This is a genomic window from Paenibacillus oralis (assembly GCF_003863965.1).
Classification (GTDB): Bacteria; Bacillota; Bacilli; order Paenibacillales; family Paenibacillaceae; genus Fontibacillus; species Fontibacillus oralis.
Window position 1 is genome coordinate 2,460,658 of sequence record NZ_RRCN01000001.1, and the last position, 22,761, is coordinate 2,483,418.

The following is a 22,761-nucleotide window of genomic DNA, read 5'->3' on the forward strand; positions in this document are numbered from 1 at the left end:
TGTCTACTCCTCCATTTGCTCCGTGACTGGGCTTGTTATCATTCCGATGCGGCGAATAATGAAATCCGTTTTGATGTTTACCGGCAGACTGGTAAAGTACTCCTCATTCCAATTTTCTTTTAGCGTTTTCCATGCCTGAGGGTCGGCGCGGCGAACGGCTTCGCCAAATCCAAATATGTCGGTTTTGAACTCGTTTTGCGCCTTTTCTATGGTTGTTTCCATAAATTCGATAAGCTTTTCCTCGATTTTTTTCTCCAGATCGGGTATCACGCTCGGATCGGTCAGATTCAGGTTTTTGGAACCGGAGGCGCCGACATTGCCCTCTGCTGTGAACTGAATCTCGATTTGCGGCCTCCCGTCGACCACCTTGCCCTTCACTTTCGTTTTGCTGCGGAGGAATTCAATGATCACCATGCCGTTATCCGGGGAGCGGACGAACATGACCGTGCTTTTCACGCCGCCATGGATACTGTGATATCCTCTGCTTTCCCGTTCGCTCAACCAGCCGATAAGCTTGTCTTTATTGAATGCGGCCAAACCGGAAAATTTCAGTTGGGTTGGCGTGTAGATACTGGAGATATTTGTTTTGCTCTCTCCGATTTTCGGGTCTCCGGTGATTTCCAATGCGGTTAATACGGGACTCTGCCCTGTGCTGGCCAAGTTATTGATCAACTCGTCAAGCGTGACCGCAAGGCTGGGGGACCAGTTGATCTCCGAGGTTTCCAGCGACGAGAACAGCTTGTTGGCCGGAACGGGTTCGAGCGGGGTCATGATCTTGAGCATTTCCTGAGCGCTTGCCCCCTTGGCGACGACCAAGTAGAAATTGGGGCGGAATTCATGATCCCGAAATATAAAATCGAGGCTTTGCCCGATACCCTGCCGGGCCAGTGACTCGCCGATCAGAAATATGCGAAGATGGGAGAAATAAATCTTTCTCGGGCTGATTTGCGTCAGTCTCCGCGCCGCTTCGAAAACGGAATCCCCTTCGGCGGTATACAGCGTGGCGGGAGCGCCGCCGCTCGCCCCCTTTTGCGCGGTGACCTGTCCAGGATCCACCACCTGTACGGTAAGACGGTAGCGGCCTCCCTCCATATCCACGCCGGCCGCGACGGCGATGCCGAGTTCGTTGAGCTCCCTGCGATTCCAGCAGCCGGTAGTCAGCAGGACGATGGAAAGCAGCAGGATCAGAGCGGCCATGTTTTTTCTCACGGATAAGTCTCCTTTGCGTGCGCTGCGGGATTTGCTTGTTGCGGTAGCGCGTTATTCCCGCGATTTCCGCGGGGGGGTATTGTTTCGGCGCGTAATATTGCTCTGGTTGATGAGACGGACCCGGGAGCCCAGCATCCAGTGCGGAAGCCGGATGAGCGCATCCTTGTTATCCGTCGGGATAAGCGGAGCGAACGGCGCCATGTACGGAATGCCAAACGAACGCAGGCTGCACAGGTGCAAAACAAGAGCGATGCCGCCGACGATGATGCCAAATAAGCCGAAGGACGCGGCCAGCGCCATATAAGGAAACCGCAGCAGGCGAAAAGCGATCGACATATTGTAGGCCGGCAGAATGAAGCTGGAGATCGCCGTAAATGACACGACGATCACCATCGCTGCCGACACGATGCCCGCCTGAACCGCGGCTTGCCCGATCACCAGCGTGCCGACAATGGAGATCGCCGCGCCTATATTTTTCGGCATGCGAATGCTGGCTTCGCGCAAAATCTCGAAGGTCAGCTCCATCAGCAGCGCTTCGATAAAGGCGGGAAAAGGGACCTGTTCCCGCTGCGCCGCCAGGCTAATCAGCAGTTGCGTCGGCAGCAACTCCTGATGAAAGGTCGTGAAGGCGACGTACATAGATGGTGCGAACAAAGAAACGAGGATCCCAATGTAACGAAGCAGCCTGACAAAGCTGCTGAAATCCGCGCGCTGGTAATAATCCTCCGGGGCTTGGAGGAAAGAGGAGAACAATGTCGGGATGATCAGCACAATCGGCGTTCCGTCCACTAAAATGACTACCCTGCCCTCCACCAGCGCAGCCGCGATCACGTCCGGCCGTTCGGAATTGATAATGGTCGGAAACGGGCTGAACGTTTCATCCTGGATCGATTCCTCGATATATCCGCTCTCGAAAATGCTGCCGACATCGATCCGGTTCAGGCGGTCGCGCACCTCTTGCACCAATTTGTCATTGGCCATACCCTTCATGTACATGATGGCCACGTCGGTTCGGGTGATCCGGCCGATTTGCATCGTTTCCAGCCACAGATGCGGGTCTTTGATTTTCCGCCGGATCAACGCTGTATTGGTGCGCAGCGATTCGACGAAGCTCTCGCGGGGGCCGCGAACGACGTTTTCTGCGGACGGCTCGCTGACTGCCCGGTCCTTCCAGCCGCGGGTGCTGCAAACAATGCCCTGGTTATGGCCATCGATCAGGATGATCGTGTCCCCGGACAGCAGCGCCTGGTAAAGGGCGGCAAAATCGCTGACGTCCCGGATATCCCCGATCGTCAGCGCGTAGTTTTTCAGGGCCTGTATGGCATCGGAGGGAAGGGCGATTTTCCGGTCGGCGCGTTCAAACAATTTGATATCCAGCATCACCGATTTCATGATGAAATCGGTGATGATATTCTGATCGGCTAATCCGTCGGTATAGAGTATGGCGATAGACTGATTCCCTTCGTAGCCGACAGGCAGGTTGCGGATGATAATGTCCGTACTGTGGCCGAGCGTCTCTCGGATAGTTTGCAAGTTTGCTTCCAGTTCTTCGAATAAAACGCCGGGCTCGGGCTCGGTCGAAACTGGTGTCCGGCTTGTGGAGTCCGTGTCTTTCTTGAGTAAATGAACGGGCTTACGATGGAATTTTCTGCGGTAACGCATCACTGTTCTCCCTCTCAAGGGTGTTTTTAGCTTCATTATTGCCGAAGGGAGAGCCGTCCAAACGGGAGCCGCGGTTACGATCGGGACGAAATCATTTGAATACCGATTATCGGCTTATCGGACGAACCGCTCAATTTGTCGTCCCGCATATCGCCGAATAGAAGGAATTATATTAGAATAGAACTATCCAACACCTCCGGCAGAATGTTCTGGGGGTGTTTTTTCACTATTTTAGCGGGGTAACCTGGGAGGGGATATTCATGGAACAAAGCCGGAAATTCGCCTGGACTTGGCGCGTGAAGGAAGAGCATTTGGACGCTTATGTGGAAATGCATTTGAATCCGTGGCCGGAGGTGCTGGAGGAGCACAGCAAAGCGGGCATTCGCAACTATTCGATTTTTCAGCAGGGGAACCAGTTTTTCTATTGCTTTGAGTGCGACGATGTGGACGCGGCGTTCGACTATATTGCCCAAAGCGAGGCTTGCCAGCGCTGGAACGCAATTACATCGGGCATGGTCGAAGGCTCGTTCGATTTCAATGAACCAAGCCCGATCGTTCCGATGCGGGAGGTTTTTTATCTGAAGTAGGAAGGAAAGGCCGCTCGCTACTACTCGTTGGAAATATCCAATCTGATTGGAAATGAAGCAGCAATACAGAGGCTGGTGATTGGATATTTCCAATGTGAGGCTGGAGTAGGGGGGGAGGAGCTGTTGAATCAACTGCAAAAGTGCATTCCATTTTCCGTAAACTCCCCTTTTGGAGCGATTGAAATGTAAAAGTACATCTCTTTTGAGGCTATTCAATAAAAAAGTACCTTGTGAGCGGAAATGAACTGCACTTTTGCATTTCGTCGCAGGAGTTCATTCCCCCTGAAACCTCATAACAACCTCATGAAACATAGCTACCCCTTTTACGATATCCTCCGGCTCCAAATGGCCGTAACCAAACAGCAGCTTGTCTACATGATTTCCCTTATGGATACAGTGGTATTCCACCGGGGTGACGCGAATTCCGTGGCTGATGCAGTGCTTCACGAAGGCCTCGTCAAACTTCATCCCCGGGAACTGGACGGCTAGATGCAGTCCGGAAGCATCGCCCCAAACACGCCAAGTATCGCCGAAATGAGCCTTCAGCGCTGTAAGAAGGGCTTGGCGGCGCTCCCCGTAATGTTTTTTCACCGTGCGAATATGCCGGTCAAATTTCCGGCTGTGCAGAAATTCGGCCAAAACCGCCTGCTCAAACGGAGGGTTCTGCACATCCGAATGGGTGCGCAGCCCACGCCAGCGCTGGTGCAGTTTGCCCGGCAGAATGACATAGCCGATCCGGAGCGCCGGGATGAGCACTTTGCTGAACGTGCCGATGTGGATTACCCGCTCGGGATCCATGGCGTACAGCGGGGCTACCGGATCGCCGTAATAGCGGAATTCGCTGTCATAATCATCCTCCACAATGTAGCTGCTTTGTTCCCTGGCATACCTGATCAGGGCGGTGCGGCGGCTTGCCGGCAAAACCCCTCCCAGCGGGAATTGGTGCGAGGGCGTAACGTATACCGCGCAGCTTGGCCGATCCTGCAAATATTCCGTTTGCACCCCCAGCTTGTCGACGGGGATCGGGTTAACGGGATACCCCTTGTTCAATAAGGTCTGCAGCATTCCCCGGTTGCAGGGGTCTTCCGTGCAGATCGGCTTCCCTTCCTCGTACAGCAGGTCGGCGACCAAATTCAGGGCATGCGTGGCCCCTGCCGTAATAAAAATATCCTCCGGGTTTGCGGACAGGCCTTTGCTGCGGAGCAGGTGCGCGGCGATTTCCTCGCGCAGCCTCGGTAATCCTTGCGGTCCCGTATATCCCAGGTGCGCATCCGGCATTTCCTGCAGCGTTCGCTTCAATAGCTGCTGCCAAAGATACCGGGGGAACAGCCGCAAATCCGGATGGCCTGTCCGGAAGTCGGCCAGAAGCGGCACCGGAGCAGGCCGTCCATCCCTCGGCGATTCCGCCGGTGGAGTTTGTTTTTCGAGAATCAGTCCCTCGGCAACTCGTGTAACCGAACCGGGGCGGTTTAGAATGAAACCTTCGACCGCCAACATGTCATAAGCTTCTACTACGGTATTGCGCGATATTTTTAGCTCTTGGGCCAGCCCCCGGGTGGATGGGAGCGCTTCTCCCGCCTGGATCGTGCCGTTCAAAATCCGTTCGCTCAGCGCCATGTAAAGCTGCCGTTTCAAAGGTACTTCACTGTCTCTTTGCAACTCAATTCCCCACATAAAACCTCCAACTGGACTGCCTATTTTTGCGCCGAACCGGTTCTTTACGGGAGACCGGTCTTTTTTTAAGATATCACTACCTCCGATTGTATCATGATTTCAGGTTTGTACTATCGCTCAATACGTAGGTAAGGATGTGATCCGTTGGAACGGTTAAAGGGAATGGCATGTTTGGCCGGAGCGTTTTCGCTTGCTGGCACTTCCGTGATAGCGGCCCGTTTTTTTGGCGAGCAACTTGGAATTTTCACGATCACCGGGGTCAGCTTATTTCTGGCGCTGTGCATAATGCTGCCGCTCGGCTGGAAAGAACTGACGGGGGCATACCGCCAATTGCGGCTTAGAGATGGAGTATTGTTATTCCTCCAGGCGCTGTTCGGCATTTTTTTGTTTCGTATGTTTTTGCTGACCGGTCTTGAAAAGACCACTTCCGGAGAGGCGGGAATCCTAACGGGCGCAACGCCCGCGATCACCGTTTTGTTAGCTGCGTTCGTGTTGAGTGAACCGATCAGCCGGCGTGCGCTGCTGGGCCTCGTTAGCGCCATCGGCGGCGTTGTTTTGATCCAGTTGTTTTCGGCGGGAAAACCCGGGGCCATGAGCTTGGCCCATCTCGCCGGCAACGGTCTGGTGCTTTTGGCGGCGATCAGCGAATCCTCGTTCAACATCTTGTCGCGCAGATTTGCGATGAAATCCGCAGGCTCACAGGGAGCGGCAATTCCGCCCATGACTCAAACCACGCTTGTTACCGCCATGGCCATGTTTCTTTGCCTCATCCCGGCCGCTTTTGAACATCCGCTTTCTTCGCTGCGCTCGATCGGATGGCAAGAATGGCTGGCTTTAGTCTGGTATGGTCCGTTTGTGACGGCGCTGGCTTTCATGTTATGGTACACCGGCATCAAAAGATGCCTGGCTTCGACGGCGGCCGCTTTCTCGGGACTGATGCCGTTTACCGCTTTGCTGCTGTCCGTTCTTATTTTGGGTGAACATTCTTATTGGCTGCAGTGGGTTGGAGGGGGTTTGGTTATTTTGGGAATTATCCTGATTGCGGGAAAACCCCAGCCTGAACCGAAGCAGGGTTGCGCGGAAAAGTCACGGACCGAGTTGCCCGGAAGGATTTAAGTGAATAGGTGATCGCGGCAGCAGTCCGTCCCGGCCCCGGGAGGGACTGTTTGCATTTTGACCGCCCTGCAGGGAGACTTAAAAAAAATCACTGTGGTGGAATTGATTTGGTGTAAAGTGTATTTATCGGAAAAAATTTCAGCTATAGATTTGGAAGGGTGAAGCATCAAGATGTTTCGCATGAAATTTAAATTTTTACTTCAGAACAAGCAGACGAGGCTGATCCTGCTGCTCACGGTTTTCGTGCCGGTCTGCATTACCTCGATCGGGTTGTATTCCTATTCCCAGTATCGGAGCGGGCTGGACACGGAGCTGAACGCCCCGAATGTGGAATTGCTGCAAATCAACCTGGACGTGACCAACCGGGCGTTCCGCGAAGCGGATAACGAGGCGGTGGACATTTCTTACGATCCGGGCGTGTTGTCGTATATTTTCGGGCAAGCCAGCGGCCGTGAGCCTTCCGTGCAAGAACTGCGCTCCTATTTGCATAGCCGCCTCAAAGAGCCGGATATTCATTCGGTTCATCTCGTCAGATTCCGGGACCGGACGGTGATATCGACTCGGTTTGAAGGAAAGCCGGCTTGGGCGGATGCGTCCGATTCGCACTGGTCCGGTTGGATTCAGGAAATCCGGGACAAGCCGCTGCTGATCAAACGAAGGGTCTACGGGAACGGCGGTGAGACGGGGGAATCGAATCCTAAGCGACTCACCGGGCAGACCGAGGTGCTGTCTCTGGTGCGGCCGGTCGTGCGTGGCGGCGAGGTCGGCGGGGCGGTGATCGTCAATCTGGATTATGACAGCCTGTTTTCCAAAACCTACACCCATTTGTCGGATTATCAATTCGTGTTTAATCTGGATGGCGAATTGATTTACCCCAAGCTGAATCTTCCCTTTACGTCTGAGGAAATGAGAGGGGTGATTGCGGATTTGGACGTCCGGCCGTTTGACTACGTCAAAGTGCGCGGGCAGGACTATATGGCAAACCAGGCCTTCTCCGATGTGACCGGCTGGCGGCTGGTGTCCCTGGTCCCCCTGGAGGAACTGCTGAAGAGCGTCACGCTTACGCGCAACGTGCTGCTGCTGTTCTCCCTGGTTTCCGCCGGGATCGGCTGCGCGGCCATGTACTACTACAATTACGCCGCGTTCCGGCCATTGAAGCGGATCAACGCCTTGCTCCAGGCCGGTCAGGAATCGCCGGGCCGGGGCAGCCTGTACGAGCTGGAGCATGTTCTCGTTCGATGGGTAGGCGATTTCCGCATCAAATCGCTGGTCGCCGAGCAAAGCCTGCCGGAGCTTCGCTCCAAGCTGATCGGGGAAGTATTAAGCCGGGCGATCGGCTCAAGGGAAATGCAGGCCAAGTGGGGAAGTTATTTTCAGGATTGGACGGCCGCTCCGCTTGCCATGCTGATTATATCCATCGACCGTTACCAGCAATTTGCCGCCGAGTATCGGGAAGAGGACCGGATGCTGCTGAAATACGCGATGGACAACATTGTCCGCGAGAAGCTGGAGCCGTTTTGGCGCTGCGTCACGATGCCGGCGGATCACGAGGACATGGCGGTGTTGCTCCAGCCTAAGGAAGAAGCGCTGGAGGCTTGCTCGTACAAGGACGCGGCCGGTCAACTGATTCAAGCCATTCGCGAATACCTGCACTTGTCGGTATCGATCGGAATCGGGGGAGAGGTGTCCCATCTCCCGGAGATCAACCGCTCCTATGCGGAAGCAAAGGAGGCGCTGTCCTACCGTCTGTACGATGGGTATGGCCAGGCCAGGGATTATCGGGAATGCAGTATCCGCAAAGACGGCATCCCGTCAACCCTCCATGAAGGCTGGAAGACGGAAATGTTCGAAACGCTGCAAACGTCCGGAGAAGAACAGAGCATACAGTTGATGCGGCGTTGGATGCGGGACATATGCGGCGGGCGAATCCATCCGGAAAACGTCTATAAATTCGTTGACCAGCTTATGGTAGAGATGTTGAACATGGCGGAGGCGCGCGGATTGCCCGTCCCGAACGAACTGGACGATTATACGTGGCAGAAGCTGACCACGATGGAGTTGGCCGAGGCGGAAGCATTGCTGTGTCTTCTGGCCGGTACGCTGACCCGGGAACTGGAGAGCCGGAAGCAGACGAAGGAATTTATTTTGGCGCGGCGGATGATCGGGTTTATGGAGCAGAATTATCAGGCGAATATCGGACTGCAAGAGATTGCGGACCATGTGAACATGGGAATTTCCTCGGTAAGTTCGATTTTCAAAACGGAAACCGGCAGCACGATTTACGATTATTTGACCAGCCTGAGAATGGACAAAGCCTGCGAACTATTGCAGGATACATCGCTCAAAGTAGCCGATATCGCGTTCCGGGTCGGATATCAGAACGAAAACAGTTTTATCCGGGCCTTTCGCAAAAACAAGTCCATGACGCCGGGCAAATACCGGGAAACCAACAAATTTTCCGGCGAATATGCAGATCCGGCAAATACACGCAAATTCGGAATATTTGAAGATTCGTAAGGAGATTATCCGATTGTTTCACGGCGGCCGGTTCGTTTACACTTCCCTTGAGAATTAAATCACGTACTTTGGGTATGATGATTTGGCTGATTTGCATATGGGGAGGTGGCCGCCGCAAGGGGAACTAAACAAGCTGAACTAGCGGAAAAGAGGAATAGCATGAGCGGAGAAAACGGAAAAGTGGAAGCGAGCTCAAAACGGCTGGCGATAGGGGGGTGTGTTATCGGAATAGCGATGTTATTGACCATTATGTTGGCGTACGTTCTGCCTGATCGCCCGAAATCGGCAAACCCGCCGGCGGATTTCCCGCAGCAACCCGTTACTTTGATCGTACCGTACGCCGCCGGAGGCGGTACGGATCTTACCGCAAGGGCATTGGCGCAAGCGGCCGAAAAACATCTTGATCAACCGATTGTCGTGGTGAATCGCACGGGCGGCGGCGGAGCTATCGGTTTGACCGAGGGCGCGCACGCCAAACCGGACGGCTATACGGTAACTTTTCTCGTGGCCGAATTAACGACTCTTCCGCATCTGGGATTGCTTCCGGTGACGTATGAAGACTTTATTCCCATCGCGCAAACAAACCGTGATCCCGCCGCGATTACCGTCAGAGCGGACGCTCCTTGGCAAAATGTCCGGGAATTTCTCGATTATGCGCATTCCCATCCCGGTGAGATCAAAATGGGGAACGCCGGCACGGGAAGCGTTTGGCATTTGGCTGCCGCAATGCTGGAGAAAGAGGCGGACGTAAAGTTCACGCATATTCCTTACGAAGGAGCGGGGCCCGCCATATCGGCGCTGCTTAGCGGCTTCGTCGACGCGGTGCCCGTGAGCCCGGCCGAAGTCAAAAGCTACGTTGAGCAGGGGGAACTGCGCACGTTAGCCATCATCGGGGATGAGGAGGCGGCGGCCCTCCCGGGAGTTCCGACGCTGGCGGAAGAAACCGGACTGCATGTGGAATTCGCGGGAACATGGCGCGGACTGGCCGTACCGAAAGGAACTTCGGATCAGATCAGAGCCTTGTTGGCGGAAGCTTTCGTTCAGGGCACCAGGGAGCCGGAGTTTATCGGTGAGATGAGTTCCATGGGGCTTGGTCTGCTGGTCCGGGACGGAAAAGAATTTAGCCGGCATTTGAAGAAAAGCCATGATTTGTACGCGGCGCTGATTCCGGAGCTGGGACTGGGCCGCAAATAAAATGAAAGCGCATTCTATTGGTTGTGGAAGGTGGATTAGACATGAAAATCAAAAAGACCTTGGATCGGATTCCTGGCGGGATGATGTTGATCCCATTGCTTTTGGGAGCGGTTGTACACACCTTTTTTCCTGGGGCCGGAGAGTATTTCGGTTCATTTACAAACGGGCTTATGACGGGAACGATCCCCATTTTGGCCGTATGGTTTTTCTGTATGGGGGCGGCCATCGACGTAAGGGCAACGGGGATGGTTCTAAGAAAATCGGGCACATTGGTATTGACCAAAATCGCGGTGGCCTGGATCGTAGCCCTCGTCGCTTCGCAATTTTTGCCGGCCGGCGGTATCCAGAGCGGATTTTTTGCGGGCTTGTCCGTGCTTGCGCTGATCGCTTCGATGGATATGACCAACGGCGGTTTATACGCTTCGATTATGCAGCAGTACGGAACCAGGGAAGAAGCGGGCGCTTTTGTGCTGATGTCCCTGGAATCCGGGCCTCTGGTCACCATGCTGATTTTGGGCGCCACGGGCTTGGCCGCTTTCGAACCGCAGGTGTTCGTTGGCGCGGTGCTTCCGTTTTTGATCGGTTTCCTGTTGGGTAATTTGGATCATGATCTTCGTGAATTTTTTGGAAAAGCCACTCATACGATGATCCCTTTCTTCGGCTTTGCGTTAGGATGCTCGATCGATCTGGGGGTTATTGTGCAAACGGGGCTTCTGGGCGTGCTGCTTGCCGTTTCCGTCATCATCATCACGGGAATTCCGTTGATCCTGGCCGACAAATATGTGGGCGGGGGGAACGGTACGGCCGGAATTGCCGCATCCAGTACAGCGGGCGCCGCCGTGGCCAATCCGATGATCGTCGCCAATATGAAGCCGGAATTTATGCCGGCGGCCCAATCGGCCACCGCTTTAGTCGCCGCCTGCGTTGTTGTGACCTCGATTCTGGTGCCTATTTTGACCGCCTATTGGTCGCAATACATGAAGAAGAAGGCGGGGGCAACTTTATCCGATGGGTCGCCGCCTCAGATCAAGGTTTAAGCGAAACCAAAAACAGTCGTGATTTGACAACAATTGAGGTTGATTCGCAAACTAACCAGTAAGTAGACAAAATTGCCTCTTACTGGTCTTTTTTTATGTTTACAATTGTAAAAATCAGGATTAATATCAGGAATATACTAGCAGTTTGTATTATTATGGATGTAGTTTGATGTAATGAAGTGTCGTTAGGACGCTCTACAGGAAGAATGTTCACTATTTCTGTAAACGGAAATCGTTTGGGGGGTGATGGATATTTGATATCCACAACCACGATTCGCGCAGAACTGGAAGACTACATCAAGAAAGAAGGGACAACCCTTCATCGCTTTGCGGAAGTTTCAGGAGTCAACGTCGGTACGTTAAGCGGCATTATTAACGGAAACCGGCCGATTGCCGTCGGACAGCTGGATCGGATCACGAAAGCGATGGGGCTCTCCGAAGGTTACTTCTATGACTTATACGTAGACGAATGTTTTGTTCCATCCGCCCCCCACTGGAGAAGACTTCGCCCTTTTTTTATGCGCTGCGCCGAACTGGGGCGTCATGACTGCATTCAAGAGGTGTTGAACCAATTACTCGAAGATTTGAAGCAGGTTGCGGGGATTTTTGAGACTGCGGAGCGGATGTTTGAACAGGGTTTCAAGGAAGCGGCGGTTATTCTGTATGAAAGCGTCATCGAAAGTGAGCGATCAAGTCATTCTGAGCGGTTGGCGATGTGTTATTACAGATTGTTCAAAATTCACCACCCGGATAGTAGCAAGGGATTTAAGGCCGCAATGCAATTTTTGACTTACAGACATCGATTGCCTGAAGTGTATGCACTTGATGGAATATTAATGTTGGTCGAAGTTTACTCGCTTAAATTTAATTGGATAGAAGCCGAAGCTTACGCGGATGAACTTTGCCGATTAGCCAAAGCATTATACGAAAAAAAAGTATGGAGATGCAGCGATTTCAAGCCGCTTCGTCCTCTTGTTTACTATTATGGTAAGGGCTATCTTATGAAGTCCGGCACTTACGAATATCGAGGAATGTTTGAGGAGTCGAAGAAATGGATTGCAGAATATGCGGATTTAAGTTGGTTTGAGGGCGATGATGAAACCCAAACTGCAGTTATAGAGCAATTTAAAATGTTTGCGAAAGTAAACCATCTTTGCGTGGATATTAAGTCGGGTGATCGGTCTAAAATTCCTAAGTATGTTCAATTTTTGGAAGAGGAACCCGATGAAGTTATAGAAGGCTTGATAACCTTAATAGAATCGGCCAATCGCCATCAGTTTTTCATTGATGATGTTCTTGATCATTTTTCTGAGGAAATTAAACAATACAGATTGTTTGGAAAAGACAAATGCTTTTCAGAAGCAGCAGTAAGTATTCAGTCTAAAGAGCCTTCTTTTATAAATCGTTGTTCCGTCTTTTTTCAGAATTACGCAATTTATAATCTGAGGAAAGGAAATTACGAAGAAGCCATAAAAAGTAAATTGTACAGTTTGAAGATAGCAATTGCTTTAAGCGGTTTCGGCTATGACAATAGTTAGTTTAGTTGGTTTGGCTAGTAGTACAGGTTTAATTACAACAGTAGTACACGGTTATTGGTAATATATTTGCCTTGAACTATACGAAAAAGTAGGGTTCAGTCCATTTGGGCTGGCCCTATTTTTATTTTGCCCAAAGTTGTTAGATTTGGCTTTATAGATAACAATTAACCATAAGGAGAATTATAAAATTTTGGTATTTTTTATACTATGCAGTAGGCCTCAGCATGTAATATTTAGCAACATCTCCTAATATGTTCATGGGGTGAGAGCTATGAGCAATTCGGAGAGAATGAAACTCCGTATAGAGATGGAGAGAAAAGAATTAAATCGTTTAGCGCAGCGGTACGGGTTGAGGCACAAAAGGGTCATTCATCAGTCGGTCCTATTGGACGGGCTGCTCAATAAGTACAACAAGTTTACAGATGTACGCAGAAAGCAGCCGATTGCTTAATCGGCTACTTTCTTCTTTGGTCAATTTTTTAGTTTTTCTTCTTCTTCGATGGGTTTTGCCATTATTTCCAAAACTAGATCCAATGAATAACCTTTCGAAATCAGTCTATGTATGATCCTTTGTCGTCCGAACAAAATACCTATTTCTAGGCCCTCTTTGAATCCTATTTCGTATCCTTCCTTGTATCCTATTTCGTATCCTAGGCGCATCCAGGCCGGCATTGATTCCATAAGGGTTTCACTCTCCTTGCGACAAAGTATAAATTGACTTTGCATGTACATAGTAATCTCAAATCGCTTATAGATATGGTAGGGGCTCAATTCGGTTGTTCAGTTGTTCTGTAACTTCCGCACTTCCTCAATCGGCAATTTGATAGTTTCGGCCACTTCCTCCAAAGAAAATCCTTTGGCAATGAGCCTGCGGGCAATGTTTTGCCGTTCGGTTTGAACTGCCTTCACTACTTCTTCTAATCCTTCCTCCCGCCCTTTTTCATACCCCAGACGCATCCAGGCTGGCATCAATTCCATGATAGTTTCCCTCTCTTCCGGATATTGATTGGTTAATTCATTGAACATTGTTTCGTCCTGTTTCGGATCAGGCACGAAATATAAGTCGGCAATGGACATAATGAGCTTCATTCGCGCGTCGTCTAATTTTTTTCCTAGTTGTAAAATCATCCGCAAATACGCAAAGCGCATTTCCTTTTCTTCGCCTTTATTGTATCCCATTTTGGCCAGCAATGCAGCAGCGACGGGGTTGTTGGAATCGACAAATTTTCGCCAATGATGATTCCGCAATTCCACTTTCAGAAATTGAAAATGCAGGATTTCCTGACCGGGGATATCCATGCTAAAAGAGTTTCGCTCATCATGCATACCGTCGCCGGTAAACACGGCAATCGGGATGATCAGCTTATGTTCTTTCCGGTGGCGTTCGAACAATCGGCTGAAGTAGATAAACATCCTTTCGTGGAAATCCGGCTGTTTATACGATTGCGGCTCAAGATGAATAAGTATGTAGGCGTCCGTGGCAACATACTTCGTTTCCAGCAGAAGATCAAGCGTGCGGGACTCTTCGCCAACGATGTCAACGAGTTGCTCCTGCATAAGAAAACGGGTCTGGCGGTGATCCAGCAGTTTGTTGAGTTCGGGGAAGAACAGCGCAATAAATTCGGCAAAAAAGGTTTGCAGCAATTTTTTAAAAGCCTCATCGTGCGGGACAAAGTCTTTGCCATAATTCGGTCCGAACGGCTTTTCCCACACTTCTTGCACATAAGTACTCATGGAATCACCCATCCTTTCTTTACTAGAAACCCGAAAACACAAAAAAACACACCGCGAACGCACTTCAAGTGCATCGCGAGTGTGCTTCACCCGAAATATCGTTAAAATTTGGCGCATAGAAACCTAAATGAGCTTATTCAGGAATTCTGTAACTTCCGCACTTCCTCAATCGGCAATTCGATAGTTTCGGCCACTTCCTCCAAAGAAAATCCTTTGGCAAAGAGCCTGCGGGCAATGTTTTGCCGTTCGGTTTGAACTGCCTTCACTGCTTCTTCCAATCCTTTTTCATACCCCAGACGCATCCAGGCTGGCATCAATTCCATGATAGTTTCCCTCTCTTTCGAATATGGTTTGGTTAATTCATAGAGCATTGCTTCGTCCTGTTTCGGATCAGGCACGAAATATAAATCGGCAATGGACATGATGAGCTTCATTCGCGCGTCGTCTAGTTTTTTTCCTAGTTGTAAAATCATCCGCAAATACGCAAAGCGCATTTCCTTTTCTTCGCCTTTATTGTATCCCATTTTGGCCAGCAATGCAGCAGCAACGGGGTTGTTGGAATCGACAAATTTTCGCCAATGATGATTCCGCAATTCCACTTTCAGAAATTGAAAATGCAGGATTCCCTGACCGGGGATATCCATGCTAAGCGAGTTTTGCTCATCATGCATACCGTCGCCGGTAAACACGGCAATCGGGATGATCAGCTTATGTTCTTTCCGGTGGCGTTCGAACAATCGGCTGAAGTAGATAAACATTCTCTCATGGAAATCTGGCTGTTTATACGATTGCGGCTCAAGATGAATAAGTATGTAGGCGTCCGTGGCAACATACTTCGTTTCCAGCAGAAGATCAAGCGTGCGGGACTCTTCGCCAACGATATCAACGAGCTGCTCCTGCATAAGAAAACGGGTCTGGCGGTGATCCAGCAGTTTGTTGAGTTCGGGGAAGAACAGCGCAATAAATTCGGCAAAAAAGGTTTGCAGCAATTTTTTAAAAGCCTCATCGTGCGGGACAAAGTCTTTGCCATAATTCGGTCCGAACGGCTTTTCCCACACTTCTTGCACATAAGTACTCATGGAATCACCCATCCTTTCTTTACTAGAAACCCGAAAACACAAAAAAACACACCGCGAACGCACTTCAAGTGCATCGCGAGTGTGCTTCACCCGAAATATCGTTAAAATTTGGCGCATAGAAACCTAAATGAGCTTATTCAGGAATTCTGTAACTTCCGCACTTCCTCAATCGGCAATTCGATAGTTTCGGCCACTTCCTCCAAAGAAAATCCTTTGGCAAAGAGCCTGCGGGCAATGTTTTGCCGTTCGGTTTGAACTGCCTTCACTGCTTCTTCCAATCCTTTTTCATACCCCAGACGCATCCAGGCTGGCATCAATTCCATGATAGTTTCCCTCTCTTTCGAATATGGTTTGGTTAATTCATAGAGCATTGCTTCGTCCTGTTTCGGATCAGGCACGAAATATAAATCGGCAATGGACATGATGAGCTTCATTCGCGCGTCGTCTAGTTTTTTTCCTAGTTGTAAAATCATCCGCAAATACGCAAAGCGCATTTCCTTTTCTTCGCCTTTATTGTATCCCATTTTGGCCAGCAATGCAGCAGCAACGGGGTTGTTGGAATCGACAAATTTTCGCCAATGATGATTCCGCAATTCCACTTTCAGAAATTGAAAATGCAGGATTCCCTGACCGGGGATATCCATGCTAAGCGAGTTTTGCTCATCATGCATACCGTCGCCGGTAAACACGGCAATCGGGATGATCAGCTTATGTTCTTTCCGGTGGCGTTCGAACAATCGGCTGAAGTAGATAAACATTCTCTCATGGAAATCTGGCTGTTTATACGATTGCGGCTCAAGATGAATAAGTATGTAGGCGTCCGTGGCAACATACTTCGTTTCCAGCAGAAGATCAAGCGTGCGGGACTCTTCGCCAACGATATCAACGAGCTGCTCCTGCATAAGAAAACGGGTCTGGCGGTGATCCAGCAGTTTGTCGAGTTCGGGGAAGAACAGCGCAATAAATTCGGCGAAAAAAGTTTGCAGCAGCTTTTTTAAAAGCCTCATCGTGCGGGATAAAGTCTTTGCCATAATTCGGTCCGAACGGCTTTTCCCGTACTGCTTGCGCATAAACATTCATGAAATCACCCACCCTTTCTTTACTAGAAATCCGAAAACACAAAAAAAGCACACCGCGAACGCCTAAATAAGCGCATCGCGAGTGTGCTTCACTCGTTTTGTATCCTATATGACAAGTGTAAACCTTTATAGGGATTTTGGCAATCTACCGGAATGAAGTAACCAACCCCTGCAGCAGGGTACGCACATCGTATTGATATTGGTTGATCGGCGCAATCGGCTTGTTGATGCCAAGCAGTCCGTACACGGCCATCCGCGCGGCTCTCACCGAATATTCTTCGGTAAAGACGACGTCGTCCGAGATTTCGCAGAATTGGCTGATAAACGCCAGGTTCGTCGAGCCATCAGGGATCACCTTTGGCCGGTCGCCTATCGCTCTAGGCATAAACTGCGCCGTAATATACGGCATCATGCAGGGGATGCAATTGGCCGAAGCGATGATCTCATCCATGTCCTTTTCGAATTTGAGATGATGGAGCAGCTCGGTTAAAATTTCCTCGCCGGTACAGTCGGACATTTTCTTATTTACATAATCGCCGATACGATCCGGGAACAGCCCGTAGCCCCAAAACACCTTCACATGCTCCGGCTGATTGCGGAAATGCGGCTGGTAAGCCAGGACAATCGACATCAGCCAACTGGAATCTTTGAAAGTAACGAGCGCCCCGGTCCCGGGTTTGTTACGGGAGAAGGCTTCCATCAGCTCAAAAAACCGCGAATCCCGAAAGGTGACGGTGAACGATTCCCACTTGGAGCCGTCGATATGATCAGCGAAGGATGAAGGGTTCCCGAGGCCTGCCTTCTTGGCGGCGATGTTTTCCCACAGCTTCCACGAGCTTCCTTTGCCGCCCAGCTTTGGAGCTGTTGTCATGGAGCCGAGGCTGGAGCCCTCCGTCATCGACCCGTTGGTCACGATCACCAGATCGCCTTCCGTCAAATCGAGCGCCGTTTCTGCGCCGTCTTTGACATAGTGCATCCGCGTCACGGTAATGCCGTCTCCGTCTTTGAAATCGAGATCGGTTACCGTGCATTTTAACGTGAAATCGACGCCATGCTCCTCCAGATACTTGTGCATTGGCAGAATAATGGAATCGTATTGATTGTAAGGGGTTCGGGTCACCCCTTCCAGCGTATGAATGCGCGGAAACTCATGCATGAACCGGATCATGTATCTTTTCAGCTCCACCGCGCTGTGCCAAGGCTGAAAGGCGAAAGTTGTCGCCCACATATACCAGAAATTCGTCTCGAAAAAATGCGGTCCAAACCAGTCGTTAATCCGCGCTTTCCCCAATGCCTCCTCCGGCGTCATGATCAGTTTGACCATGGCGAGCCGGTCGGCCATGTCAAAGCCCATGGAGCTAACATCCACCACTTCGCCATGCTTGTTTACCAGCCTTGCATTGGAATGCGTGGGATGAGCCGTATCAAAAGCGATGATTTCCTCGCGAAGGGAAAGGTCCGGATTGTCCAATGACGGGATGGACCACAGCAAATCCCACGTATTTTCGTAAGTTTCGTCGTTCAGCATCCGGCCGCCGCGAATGACGTACCCCTGTTCAACGTTTCCGGCACCGTCATTGCTGCCGCCTAACACCTTCATTTCCTCCAAAATGTGAATTTGCTGGCCGGGAAAGCCGCAATCTCTGATCAGGAACGCCGCGCCCGCAAGCGAAGCGATTCCCCCACCGACAAAATAGACCTGTCTGCCGCTATAGTCCGCTGACATAACCGTCGCCTCCATAGATTTGATGAGATCGGAACAACCTAAATGTATTACATTCCCTGGCAGTTCAAAATCATCAAAGGGAGGCGGATGACCAATTTTTAGACAGTCGGTCTGTATTGTATGGAGAATCGCCGCAAGACTGGTTCTGTCGACAAATCTTTACATGATTTTTATTTTTAACAGGGATGCTTGTGCTTGGTAGTATAACGGCGTGCGGTAACGATGCGGCCGGGACGAATGAGGAGAATGAATTGGTACCCGCCGTAAGTTCACAGGATCAAACTGGTGATGCCGCCGGACAAGCCAAAGAAACGACAAACGTGCAAGACGGGCAACCGGTGACGGAACCGGACCTGGAAATCGAGCGTATTTTGAAGCAATTGCTGGAGGCCTGCGTTAGCGGTGATGAAGAAGGTTACCGCAGCGCATTCCCGTCGGAAAAAACGGCCGAACCATACATGTGGATCGCTTGGATGGGGACAATCAGGTCAGTCGCGATCGATTAGATCAGCGGCTTTTCTTTCATACCGGCGCAGCGCCCGCACGAAATTGCCTTCCATCAATTCGCTTAGCTTGCCGATGATAACCTCCGGCTGCTCCTTCATGCCGTCCCGCATCCACTCGATCACCAGCCCGGCAAACGCCAGCGTGTAAAAGTTGGTCAGAAACCGCTTATCCGCTTCCTCAACGCGCATGCCGCAGGACACCTCATTGACGACCCCCATGATGAGTTCGTTCGTGACCGAATACAGATAGGCATCGAGATGACTTCTGGCCAGGGAATGGAGTGTATTCAGGCAGAAGGCTTTATTTTCTCCAATATATTTAAAAATTTTATAAAACCCGATCGTCCAGGTGCTGTAGCTGCGCTCCCCGGCAATGGCATCCACCGCTTCCGTCTGATAGATCCAGCCGAGCAGCTCGTAGATATCCTTAAAATGATAATAAAACGTCTGCCGGTTTAGCCCGCAATCGTCCACGATATGCTTGACGGTGATTTTGTTCAGGGGGACATGGCGCATGATTTGCTTCAGCGAGGCGGCGAGCGCCTTTTTGGTGAGGTGGGAGCTGGACAAAAATATCACCTGCCTGTAAAAATACATCCTTGGATAATCCTGTATTTCTATTATATGCGGGTCCTGAAGCTTTCTCAAAAAGCAAGCCTGGATGGAGTCCGGTTTTCCGGAAGACCAGATACCCTCGGGCACCTGGACCTTATAAGGCATGGTAGAGGGGCGAGGAGAAGAGGACCTGGAGGGGGCTAAGGGACACCAGAGCCGTTATTTGAGGAAAAACGGAGGTTTGCAAAATGTAACGGACACAGAAGACCTTATTTGCCTCAAATCGTGCTGGATGAACGGGTTTAGAGCGAAATAGGGTCGTGTGTGTCCGTTAGGCTGGGAAATAACCGGGAAATGGGCGAATAAGGTCACTGGAGTCCGTTAGAGCAGCGTCCAAAGTTTAGGAAGAGCCGAATTCCTCGGTGCTTCCTTACATGAAAAAAGGGGAAGGGTTTTCGGAGTAGAACCGAGGAGGGAATAGGCATGGGGGGAACCCCCATACCCATTCCTCCAATCGCTCCAAAGTAGAAGTCAGAGCCATTAAAGGACGCCGTCAGGCGTTTTTCTTAATATGGAAGACGGGCAGCGGCTTACAGGTTTTGCGATGTCGGGCGGACAATCAGCTCGTTGATTGTCACGTTCGCCGGCTGCTGGATAGCAAACAACACCGTCTTGGCTATGTCGTTGGGGTCCAACTGCTGCCATTCCTTGCTCCCTAACTGCTCTAAAGCCGGATAAATCGAGTCGTCGGTAATCGTGCCGTAGAGCTCGGTTTCAACGGCGCCGGGGGAGATGAGGGTGGTCCGAATATTTTGATGCGCCGCCAGCTCGGTCCGCATGCCTTCCGTTAACACCCGCACCGCGTGTTTGGTGGCGCTGTAGACGGAACTGGAAGGGAAGGTCAAATGTCCCGCAATAGACGAGAAATTAATAATATGTCCCTCGTTGCGCGCTTCCATATGCTTGTATACGGCGGCCATCCCATATAGGACGCCCTTGATGTTTACATCGATCATTCGCTCCCATTCGTCAACCTTTAAATTCCGGAAAAAGGAAAGCGGCATGATCCCCGCGTTGTTAATCATGATGTCGATTTGTCCAAAGGTTGTAATCGTTTCGTCCGCCAATGCTTCAACGTCCGCGCGTGAGGTGACGTCCGTCACCCTGTAACCGGCTTCGCCTCCGGCGTCCCGGATTTCTGCCTGCAATTGCTTCAAGCGTTCTTCCCGGCGAGCCGCCATCATGACCTTAATCCCGTGTTGGGCGAGGAGCTTGGCTGTAGCTGCCCCCATTCCGCTGCTGGCACCTGTAATAATTGCTGTTTTTGCATTCATGTGGTATTTCCTCCCTGGATAAGATTATTACCAGACTTCGCTGGCCCCAAGTTTATGTTAATAAGTGGAGTTAACTATAAGTCAAGCGCCGGTAAAAAGATAAATTTCCCCCGGCAAAAAGCCGCATGAACCGCAAAAATTCACAAAAATCACGGGACAAAAACAGCGGTAAGAGGAGAAATAAGCCCAATTGTCTTATACCTTACTCTAACCTTGGGCTCCAAATAAATACGCGCCCCCACAAGGAGGCGCGTTAGGCTCCATGTCATAAACCGCCGGCGGCCGCTTCAGGGCAGCTTAAGAAATGCCCCTTTTTCCTGTATATCGTACAACGCCAGCTTGTAATTGATCTGCTCCAGATATCTATAGGTTGCCGCAAGATCCTTTTCAACTTTCTTCTTATGTTCGAGCATCATTTGTTTGCGCATGTTGAGCGTGCTCTCGCCCTCCCGGTACAAATCCACATATTCCTTGATTTTGGCAAGCGGCATGCCCGTCGCCCGCAGCGCCAAAATAAAATTCAGCCATTCGAGACTTTCTTCGTCGTACAGCCGATTGCCGCTCGGATCACGCTTGACGGACGGCAGTATGCCTTCCCGCTCATAGTAACGAAGCGTATAGGGCGAAATACCGGTCTCCGCCGAAACTTCCTTAATCGTAGACATGATTTTTCCTCCTGGGATAAAAGTTAACTCTAAAATTGGCTCAACCTGGAATCGGTGCTTGACAGCCGGCTACTGGAACGGCCAACCACCGGTTTTCTGGTCAAGCGCTAAAAAAAGAAAGACCTCAAATGAGGCCTTTCTGTACCAGTCCCATCCAGCCCGAGGGAATCGGCGCTAATTGCTTATTAGTTAATGAGTCCTTTTTCCATGGCTTTTACCGCTTGATCGGCCATATATGCCTGCAAACGGGTCAAATCCAGGGCCGTTTCCTGCTGCGTTAAAGAAAATCCCGATTTGTTGAAATCATAACGCGAGACGAGGCCGTTTTTGTAACGGACTTCCATGTTCGTATAATCGGCCTGCGTATCGGTCAAATCCTCGGATGCGTTTTGATAAGCCTTATAGGCCGTTTCCGCGTCGCTGTATGTTTTGCTGATTTTTTTGCTTAATTCCACGCGGGTTTGATCCGCCTGCACGTCGGCGATTCGGGCCATCGTTTCCAGATAATCTTTCTCGTCGTCATTGGAGGCCGCCGTATGAGCTTTCTGATCATTGGCCAGGATGATGGCGTTCCACTTCTGTTTCATGTCATACGAGTTGGCCAGGACTTCCATGGTATCCTTGCGCGTGACCGGCTCCGGGGTATATGAAATATCCCCCAGCGTGATTTCCGGATCGTACGCCAGTCCAAGATCGAAGCAGAGCTGAACCAGGGCAAGCTTGTAGTTGTCTCTCAGCGTGTCCAACTGTTTCTCCTGGTCGCGAACCAGTCTCCCGGCCGCCGTTACGTTTTCGGCGCTGCCCATCGCTTCCTGCTGCAGCGTAACGGCCTTGTTGTAATCGTCGTTCAACACCGCAAGATATCGCTCGTTCAGGTCGATTTGCTTATATAACGACAGAAGCTGAACATATTGCGAGGTGATCTGCAGCTGCGCTCCGGCTTTTGCTTTGTCCAGATCGATCAGCGTATCCGCTTGATCCGTTTCCATCTGGTCGAGCGCCAATTTAATCTGTTCGCGCTGGCTGGCAAGCTGCTGATTCAGGGCGGCGGCGATGCCGTTGATCCCTTGCATGACATTATTGACGGCATTGTTTGTATCGGAGACTGGACCGAGCCACAGCTCAGTTCCCTCCTCGTCTTCAATTCCGTACGCTGCTTTCAGTTCCTCCGGGGTTGCAGGCAATGAACCTAAGCCGGTTTCGATTACCGAGTTGTCCAGAGCTTTTCTCTGCTCCTTCAAGCTGCCCTCTTTTTGCTTCAAGGCGGTCAGCTTCATTTCCAACAGCCGCAAGTTATAAGAATTATTAAGAGCCAAATCCAATACCGTGTCCAAATCCAAATGCTCCACCGGCAAGAGTTGTTTTTCCGAATCGACAAACGAACCTTTCAATTGTTCGCCCGTCTTTGCCGTGTCGCCCGATGGCGTGATATTGTCGTCATCCGCGGCAAAGGCAGATACAGGGCCGCCGGCAAGCAACGCAAACGACAAAATAAAAGCAGCGACTTCCTTTCGCATGGAAAATTTCCTCCCCAATACCTTTTGTTTCC

General features: G+C 50.8%; 20 protein-coding genes and 1 pseudogene. 8 read left to right on the forward strand and 13 right to left on the reverse strand.

Annotated features, from left to right (window positions below; genetic code table 11):
• Positions 1-3: 3 nt before the first annotated feature.
• Both EHV15_RS11485 and EHV15_RS11490 read right to left on the reverse strand, forming a co-directional pair.
• Positions 4-1,209 carry a Ger(x)C family spore germination protein gene (locus EHV15_RS11485; protein ID WP_128631317.1) on the reverse strand — a complete coding sequence of 402 codons (1,206 nt, stop codon included), beginning with the start codon at positions 1,207-1,209 and terminating at the stop codon, positions 4-6.
• A gap of 51 nt (positions 1,210-1,260) precedes the next feature.
• Positions 1,261-2,871 carry a spore germination protein gene (locus tag EHV15_RS11490; protein ID WP_128631318.1) on the reverse strand — a complete coding sequence of 537 codons (1,611 nt, stop codon included), beginning with the start codon at positions 2,869-2,871 and terminating at the stop codon, positions 1,261-1,263.
• A 260-nt stretch (positions 2,872-3,131) separates the two neighbouring features.
• Here EHV15_RS11490 and EHV15_RS11495 point away from each other — a divergent pair, with 260 nt between their 5' ends.
• Positions 3,132-3,458 (forward strand): L-rhamnose mutarotase, encoded by a 327-nt coding sequence (locus EHV15_RS11495; RefSeq protein ID WP_128631319.1) that lies wholly within the window; start codon positions 3,132-3,134, stop codon positions 3,456-3,458.
• 273 nt (positions 3,459-3,731) lie between these two features.
• On the opposite strand, the gene pdxR is transcribed toward EHV15_RS11495, so the two are convergent.
• Complete coding sequence (pdxR, locus tag EHV15_RS11500) at positions 3,732-5,132, reverse strand: MocR-like pyridoxine biosynthesis transcription factor PdxR (protein ID WP_128631320.1); 1,401 nt, start codon at positions 5,130-5,132, stop codon at positions 3,732-3,734.
• A 144-nt stretch (positions 5,133-5,276) separates the two neighbouring features.
• Between pdxR and EHV15_RS11505 the strand changes: the two genes are divergently transcribed.
• From EHV15_RS11505 to EHV15_RS11530, 6 genes are all read left to right on the forward strand, one after another.
• Positions 5,277-6,248, forward strand: coding sequence for a DMT family transporter (locus EHV15_RS11505; protein WP_218571225.1), 972 nt, complete (start codon positions 5,277-5,279; stop codon positions 6,246-6,248).
• A 180-nt stretch (positions 6,249-6,428) separates the two neighbouring features.
• Positions 6,429-8,765 (forward strand): helix-turn-helix domain-containing protein, encoded by a 2,337-nt coding sequence (locus EHV15_RS11510; protein WP_246061471.1) that lies wholly within the window; start codon positions 6,429-6,431, stop codon positions 8,763-8,765.
• A gap of 234 nt (positions 8,766-8,999) precedes the next feature.
• Positions 9,000-9,959, forward strand: a complete 960-nt coding sequence (locus EHV15_RS11515) for a tripartite tricarboxylate transporter substrate binding protein (protein ID WP_128635289.1) — start codon at positions 9,000-9,002, stop codon at positions 9,957-9,959.
• A 41-nt stretch (positions 9,960-10,000) separates the two neighbouring features.
• Positions 10,001-10,996 carry a 2-keto-3-deoxygluconate transporter gene (kdgT, locus tag EHV15_RS11520; RefSeq protein WP_128631322.1) on the forward strand — a complete coding sequence of 332 codons (996 nt, stop codon included), beginning with the start codon at positions 10,001-10,003 and terminating at the stop codon, positions 10,994-10,996.
• Positions 10,997-11,250: 254 nt separating this feature from the next.
• Positions 11,251-12,534, forward strand: a complete 1,284-nt coding sequence (locus tag EHV15_RS11525) for a helix-turn-helix domain-containing protein (RefSeq protein WP_246061473.1) — start codon at positions 11,251-11,253, stop codon at positions 12,532-12,534.
• Between the two features lie 307 nt (positions 12,535-12,841).
• The gene (locus EHV15_RS11530) at positions 12,842-12,985 is read left to right on the forward strand and encodes an aspartyl-phosphate phosphatase Spo0E family protein (protein ID WP_246061923.1); all 144 of its coding nucleotides are present in this window, start codon (positions 12,842-12,844) and stop codon (positions 12,983-12,985) included.
• A 20-nt stretch (positions 12,986-13,005) separates the two neighbouring features.
• Here the strand turns inward: EHV15_RS11530 and EHV15_RS11535 are convergent, their stop codons facing one another.
• From EHV15_RS11535 to EHV15_RS11555, 6 genes and pseudogenes are all read right to left on the reverse strand, one after another.
• Positions 13,006-13,215: a hypothetical protein gene (locus tag EHV15_RS11535; RefSeq protein ID WP_128631325.1), complete on the reverse strand. Its 210-nt coding sequence runs from the start codon at positions 13,213-13,215 to the stop codon at positions 13,006-13,008.
• A gap of 99 nt (positions 13,216-13,314) precedes the next feature.
• Complete coding sequence (locus EHV15_RS11540) at positions 13,315-14,358, reverse strand: Rpn family recombination-promoting nuclease/putative transposase (protein WP_178075828.1); 1,044 nt, start codon at positions 14,356-14,358, stop codon at positions 13,315-13,317.
• Positions 14,359-14,405: 47 nt separating this feature from the next.
• On the reverse strand, positions 14,406-15,359 hold the full coding sequence (locus EHV15_RS11545; protein ID WP_178075829.1) for an Rpn family recombination-promoting nuclease/putative transposase: 954 nt from the start codon (positions 15,357-15,359) through the stop codon (positions 14,406-14,408).
• A 125-nt stretch (positions 15,360-15,484) separates the two neighbouring features.
• Complete coding sequence (locus tag EHV15_RS37290; RefSeq protein WP_246061475.1) at positions 15,485-16,018, reverse strand: hypothetical protein; 534 nt, start codon at positions 16,016-16,018, stop codon at positions 15,485-15,487.
• Between the two features lie 51 nt (positions 16,019-16,069).
• Positions 16,070-16,423: pseudogene (locus tag EHV15_RS38310) on the reverse strand (hypothetical protein); the annotation flags it as partial.
• A gap of 148 nt (positions 16,424-16,571) precedes the next feature.
• Entirely contained in the window at positions 16,572-18,167 is a 1,596-nt protein-coding gene (locus EHV15_RS11555; RefSeq protein ID WP_281281624.1) for an oleate hydratase, read from the reverse strand.
• A 176-nt stretch (positions 18,168-18,343) separates the two neighbouring features.
• Here EHV15_RS11555 and EHV15_RS11560 point away from each other — a divergent pair, with 176 nt between their 5' ends.
• On the forward strand, positions 18,344-18,658 hold the full coding sequence (locus EHV15_RS11560; protein ID WP_128631330.1) for an FIG domain-containing protein: 315 nt from the start codon (positions 18,344-18,346) through the stop codon (positions 18,656-18,658).
• Here the strand turns inward: EHV15_RS11560 and EHV15_RS11565 are convergent.
• The 4 genes from EHV15_RS11565 to EHV15_RS11580 form a co-directional block, all read right to left on the reverse strand.
• Positions 18,641-19,255, reverse strand: a complete 615-nt coding sequence (locus EHV15_RS11565; RefSeq protein WP_246061480.1) for a TetR-like C-terminal domain-containing protein — start codon at positions 19,253-19,255, stop codon at positions 18,641-18,643. The genes EHV15_RS11560 and EHV15_RS11565 overlap by 18 nt on opposite strands.
• A gap of 548 nt (positions 19,256-19,803) precedes the next feature.
• A complete protein-coding gene (locus EHV15_RS11570; RefSeq protein WP_128631331.1) occupies positions 19,804-20,547 on the reverse strand; it encodes an SDR family oxidoreductase in 744 nt (247 codons plus the stop codon).
• A gap of 287 nt (positions 20,548-20,834) precedes the next feature.
• Complete coding sequence (locus tag EHV15_RS11575; RefSeq protein ID WP_128631332.1) at positions 20,835-21,212, reverse strand: MerR family transcriptional regulator; 378 nt, start codon at positions 21,210-21,212, stop codon at positions 20,835-20,837.
• 185 nt (positions 21,213-21,397) lie between these two features.
• On the reverse strand, positions 21,398-22,729 hold the full coding sequence (locus tag EHV15_RS11580) for a TolC family protein (protein ID WP_128631333.1): 1,332 nt from the start codon (positions 22,727-22,729) through the stop codon (positions 21,398-21,400).
• Positions 22,730-22,761 lie beyond the last annotated feature (32 nt).

What these genes read in the sequence shown, in the direction of transcription:
- EHV15_RS11490 (WP_128631318.1), bottom strand. Translation starts at nt 2,871, where the DNA reads ATGCGTTACCGCAGAAAATTCCATCGTAAGCCCGTTCATTTACTCAAG.
- EHV15_RS11495 (WP_128631319.1), top strand. Translation starts at nt 3,132, where the DNA reads ATGGAACAAAGCCGGAAATTCGCCTGGACTTGGCGCGTGAAGGAAGAG.
- pdxR (WP_128631320.1), bottom strand. Translation starts at nt 5,132, where the DNA reads ATGTGGGGAATTGAGTTGCAAAGAGACAGTGAAGTACCTTTGAAACGG.
- EHV15_RS11510 (WP_246061471.1), top strand. Translation starts at nt 6,429, where the DNA reads ATGAAATTTAAATTTTTACTTCAGAACAAGCAGACGAGGCTGATCCTG.
- EHV15_RS11515 (WP_128635289.1), top strand. Translation starts at nt 9,000, where the DNA reads ATGTTATTGACCATTATGTTGGCGTACGTTCTGCCTGATCGCCCGAAA.
- kdgT (WP_128631322.1), top strand. Translation starts at nt 10,001, where the DNA reads ATGAAAATCAAAAAGACCTTGGATCGGATTCCTGGCGGGATGATGTTG.
- EHV15_RS11530 (WP_246061923.1), top strand. Translation starts at nt 12,842, where the DNA reads ATGGAGAGAAAAGAATTAAATCGTTTAGCGCAGCGGTACGGGTTGAGG.
- EHV15_RS11535 (WP_128631325.1), bottom strand. Translation starts at nt 13,215, where the DNA reads ATGGAATCAATGCCGGCCTGGATGCGCCTAGGATACGAAATAGGATAC.
- EHV15_RS11545 (WP_178075829.1), bottom strand. Translation starts at nt 15,359, where the DNA reads ATGGGTGATTCCATGAGTACTTATGTGCAAGAAGTGTGGGAAAAGCCG.
- EHV15_RS37290 (WP_246061475.1), bottom strand. Translation starts at nt 16,018, where the DNA reads ATGCATGATGAGCAAAACTCGCTTAGCATGGATATCCCCGGTCAGGGA.
- EHV15_RS11555 (WP_281281624.1), bottom strand. Translation starts at nt 18,167, where the DNA reads ATGGAGGCGACGGTTATGTCAGCGGACTATAGCGGCAGACAGGTCTAT.
- EHV15_RS11565 (WP_246061480.1), bottom strand. Translation starts at nt 19,255, where the DNA reads ATGTATTTTTACAGGCAGGTGATATTTTTGTCCAGCTCCCACCTCACC.
- EHV15_RS11570 (WP_128631331.1), bottom strand. Translation starts at nt 20,547, where the DNA reads ATGAATGCAAAAACAGCAATTATTACAGGTGCCAGCAGCGGAATGGGG.
- EHV15_RS11575 (WP_128631332.1), bottom strand. Translation starts at nt 21,212, where the DNA reads ATGTCTACGATTAAGGAAGTTTCGGCGGAGACCGGTATTTCGCCCTAT.
- EHV15_RS11580 (WP_128631333.1), bottom strand. Translation starts at nt 22,729, where the DNA reads ATGCGAAAGGAAGTCGCTGCTTTTATTTTGTCGTTTGCGTTGCTTGCC.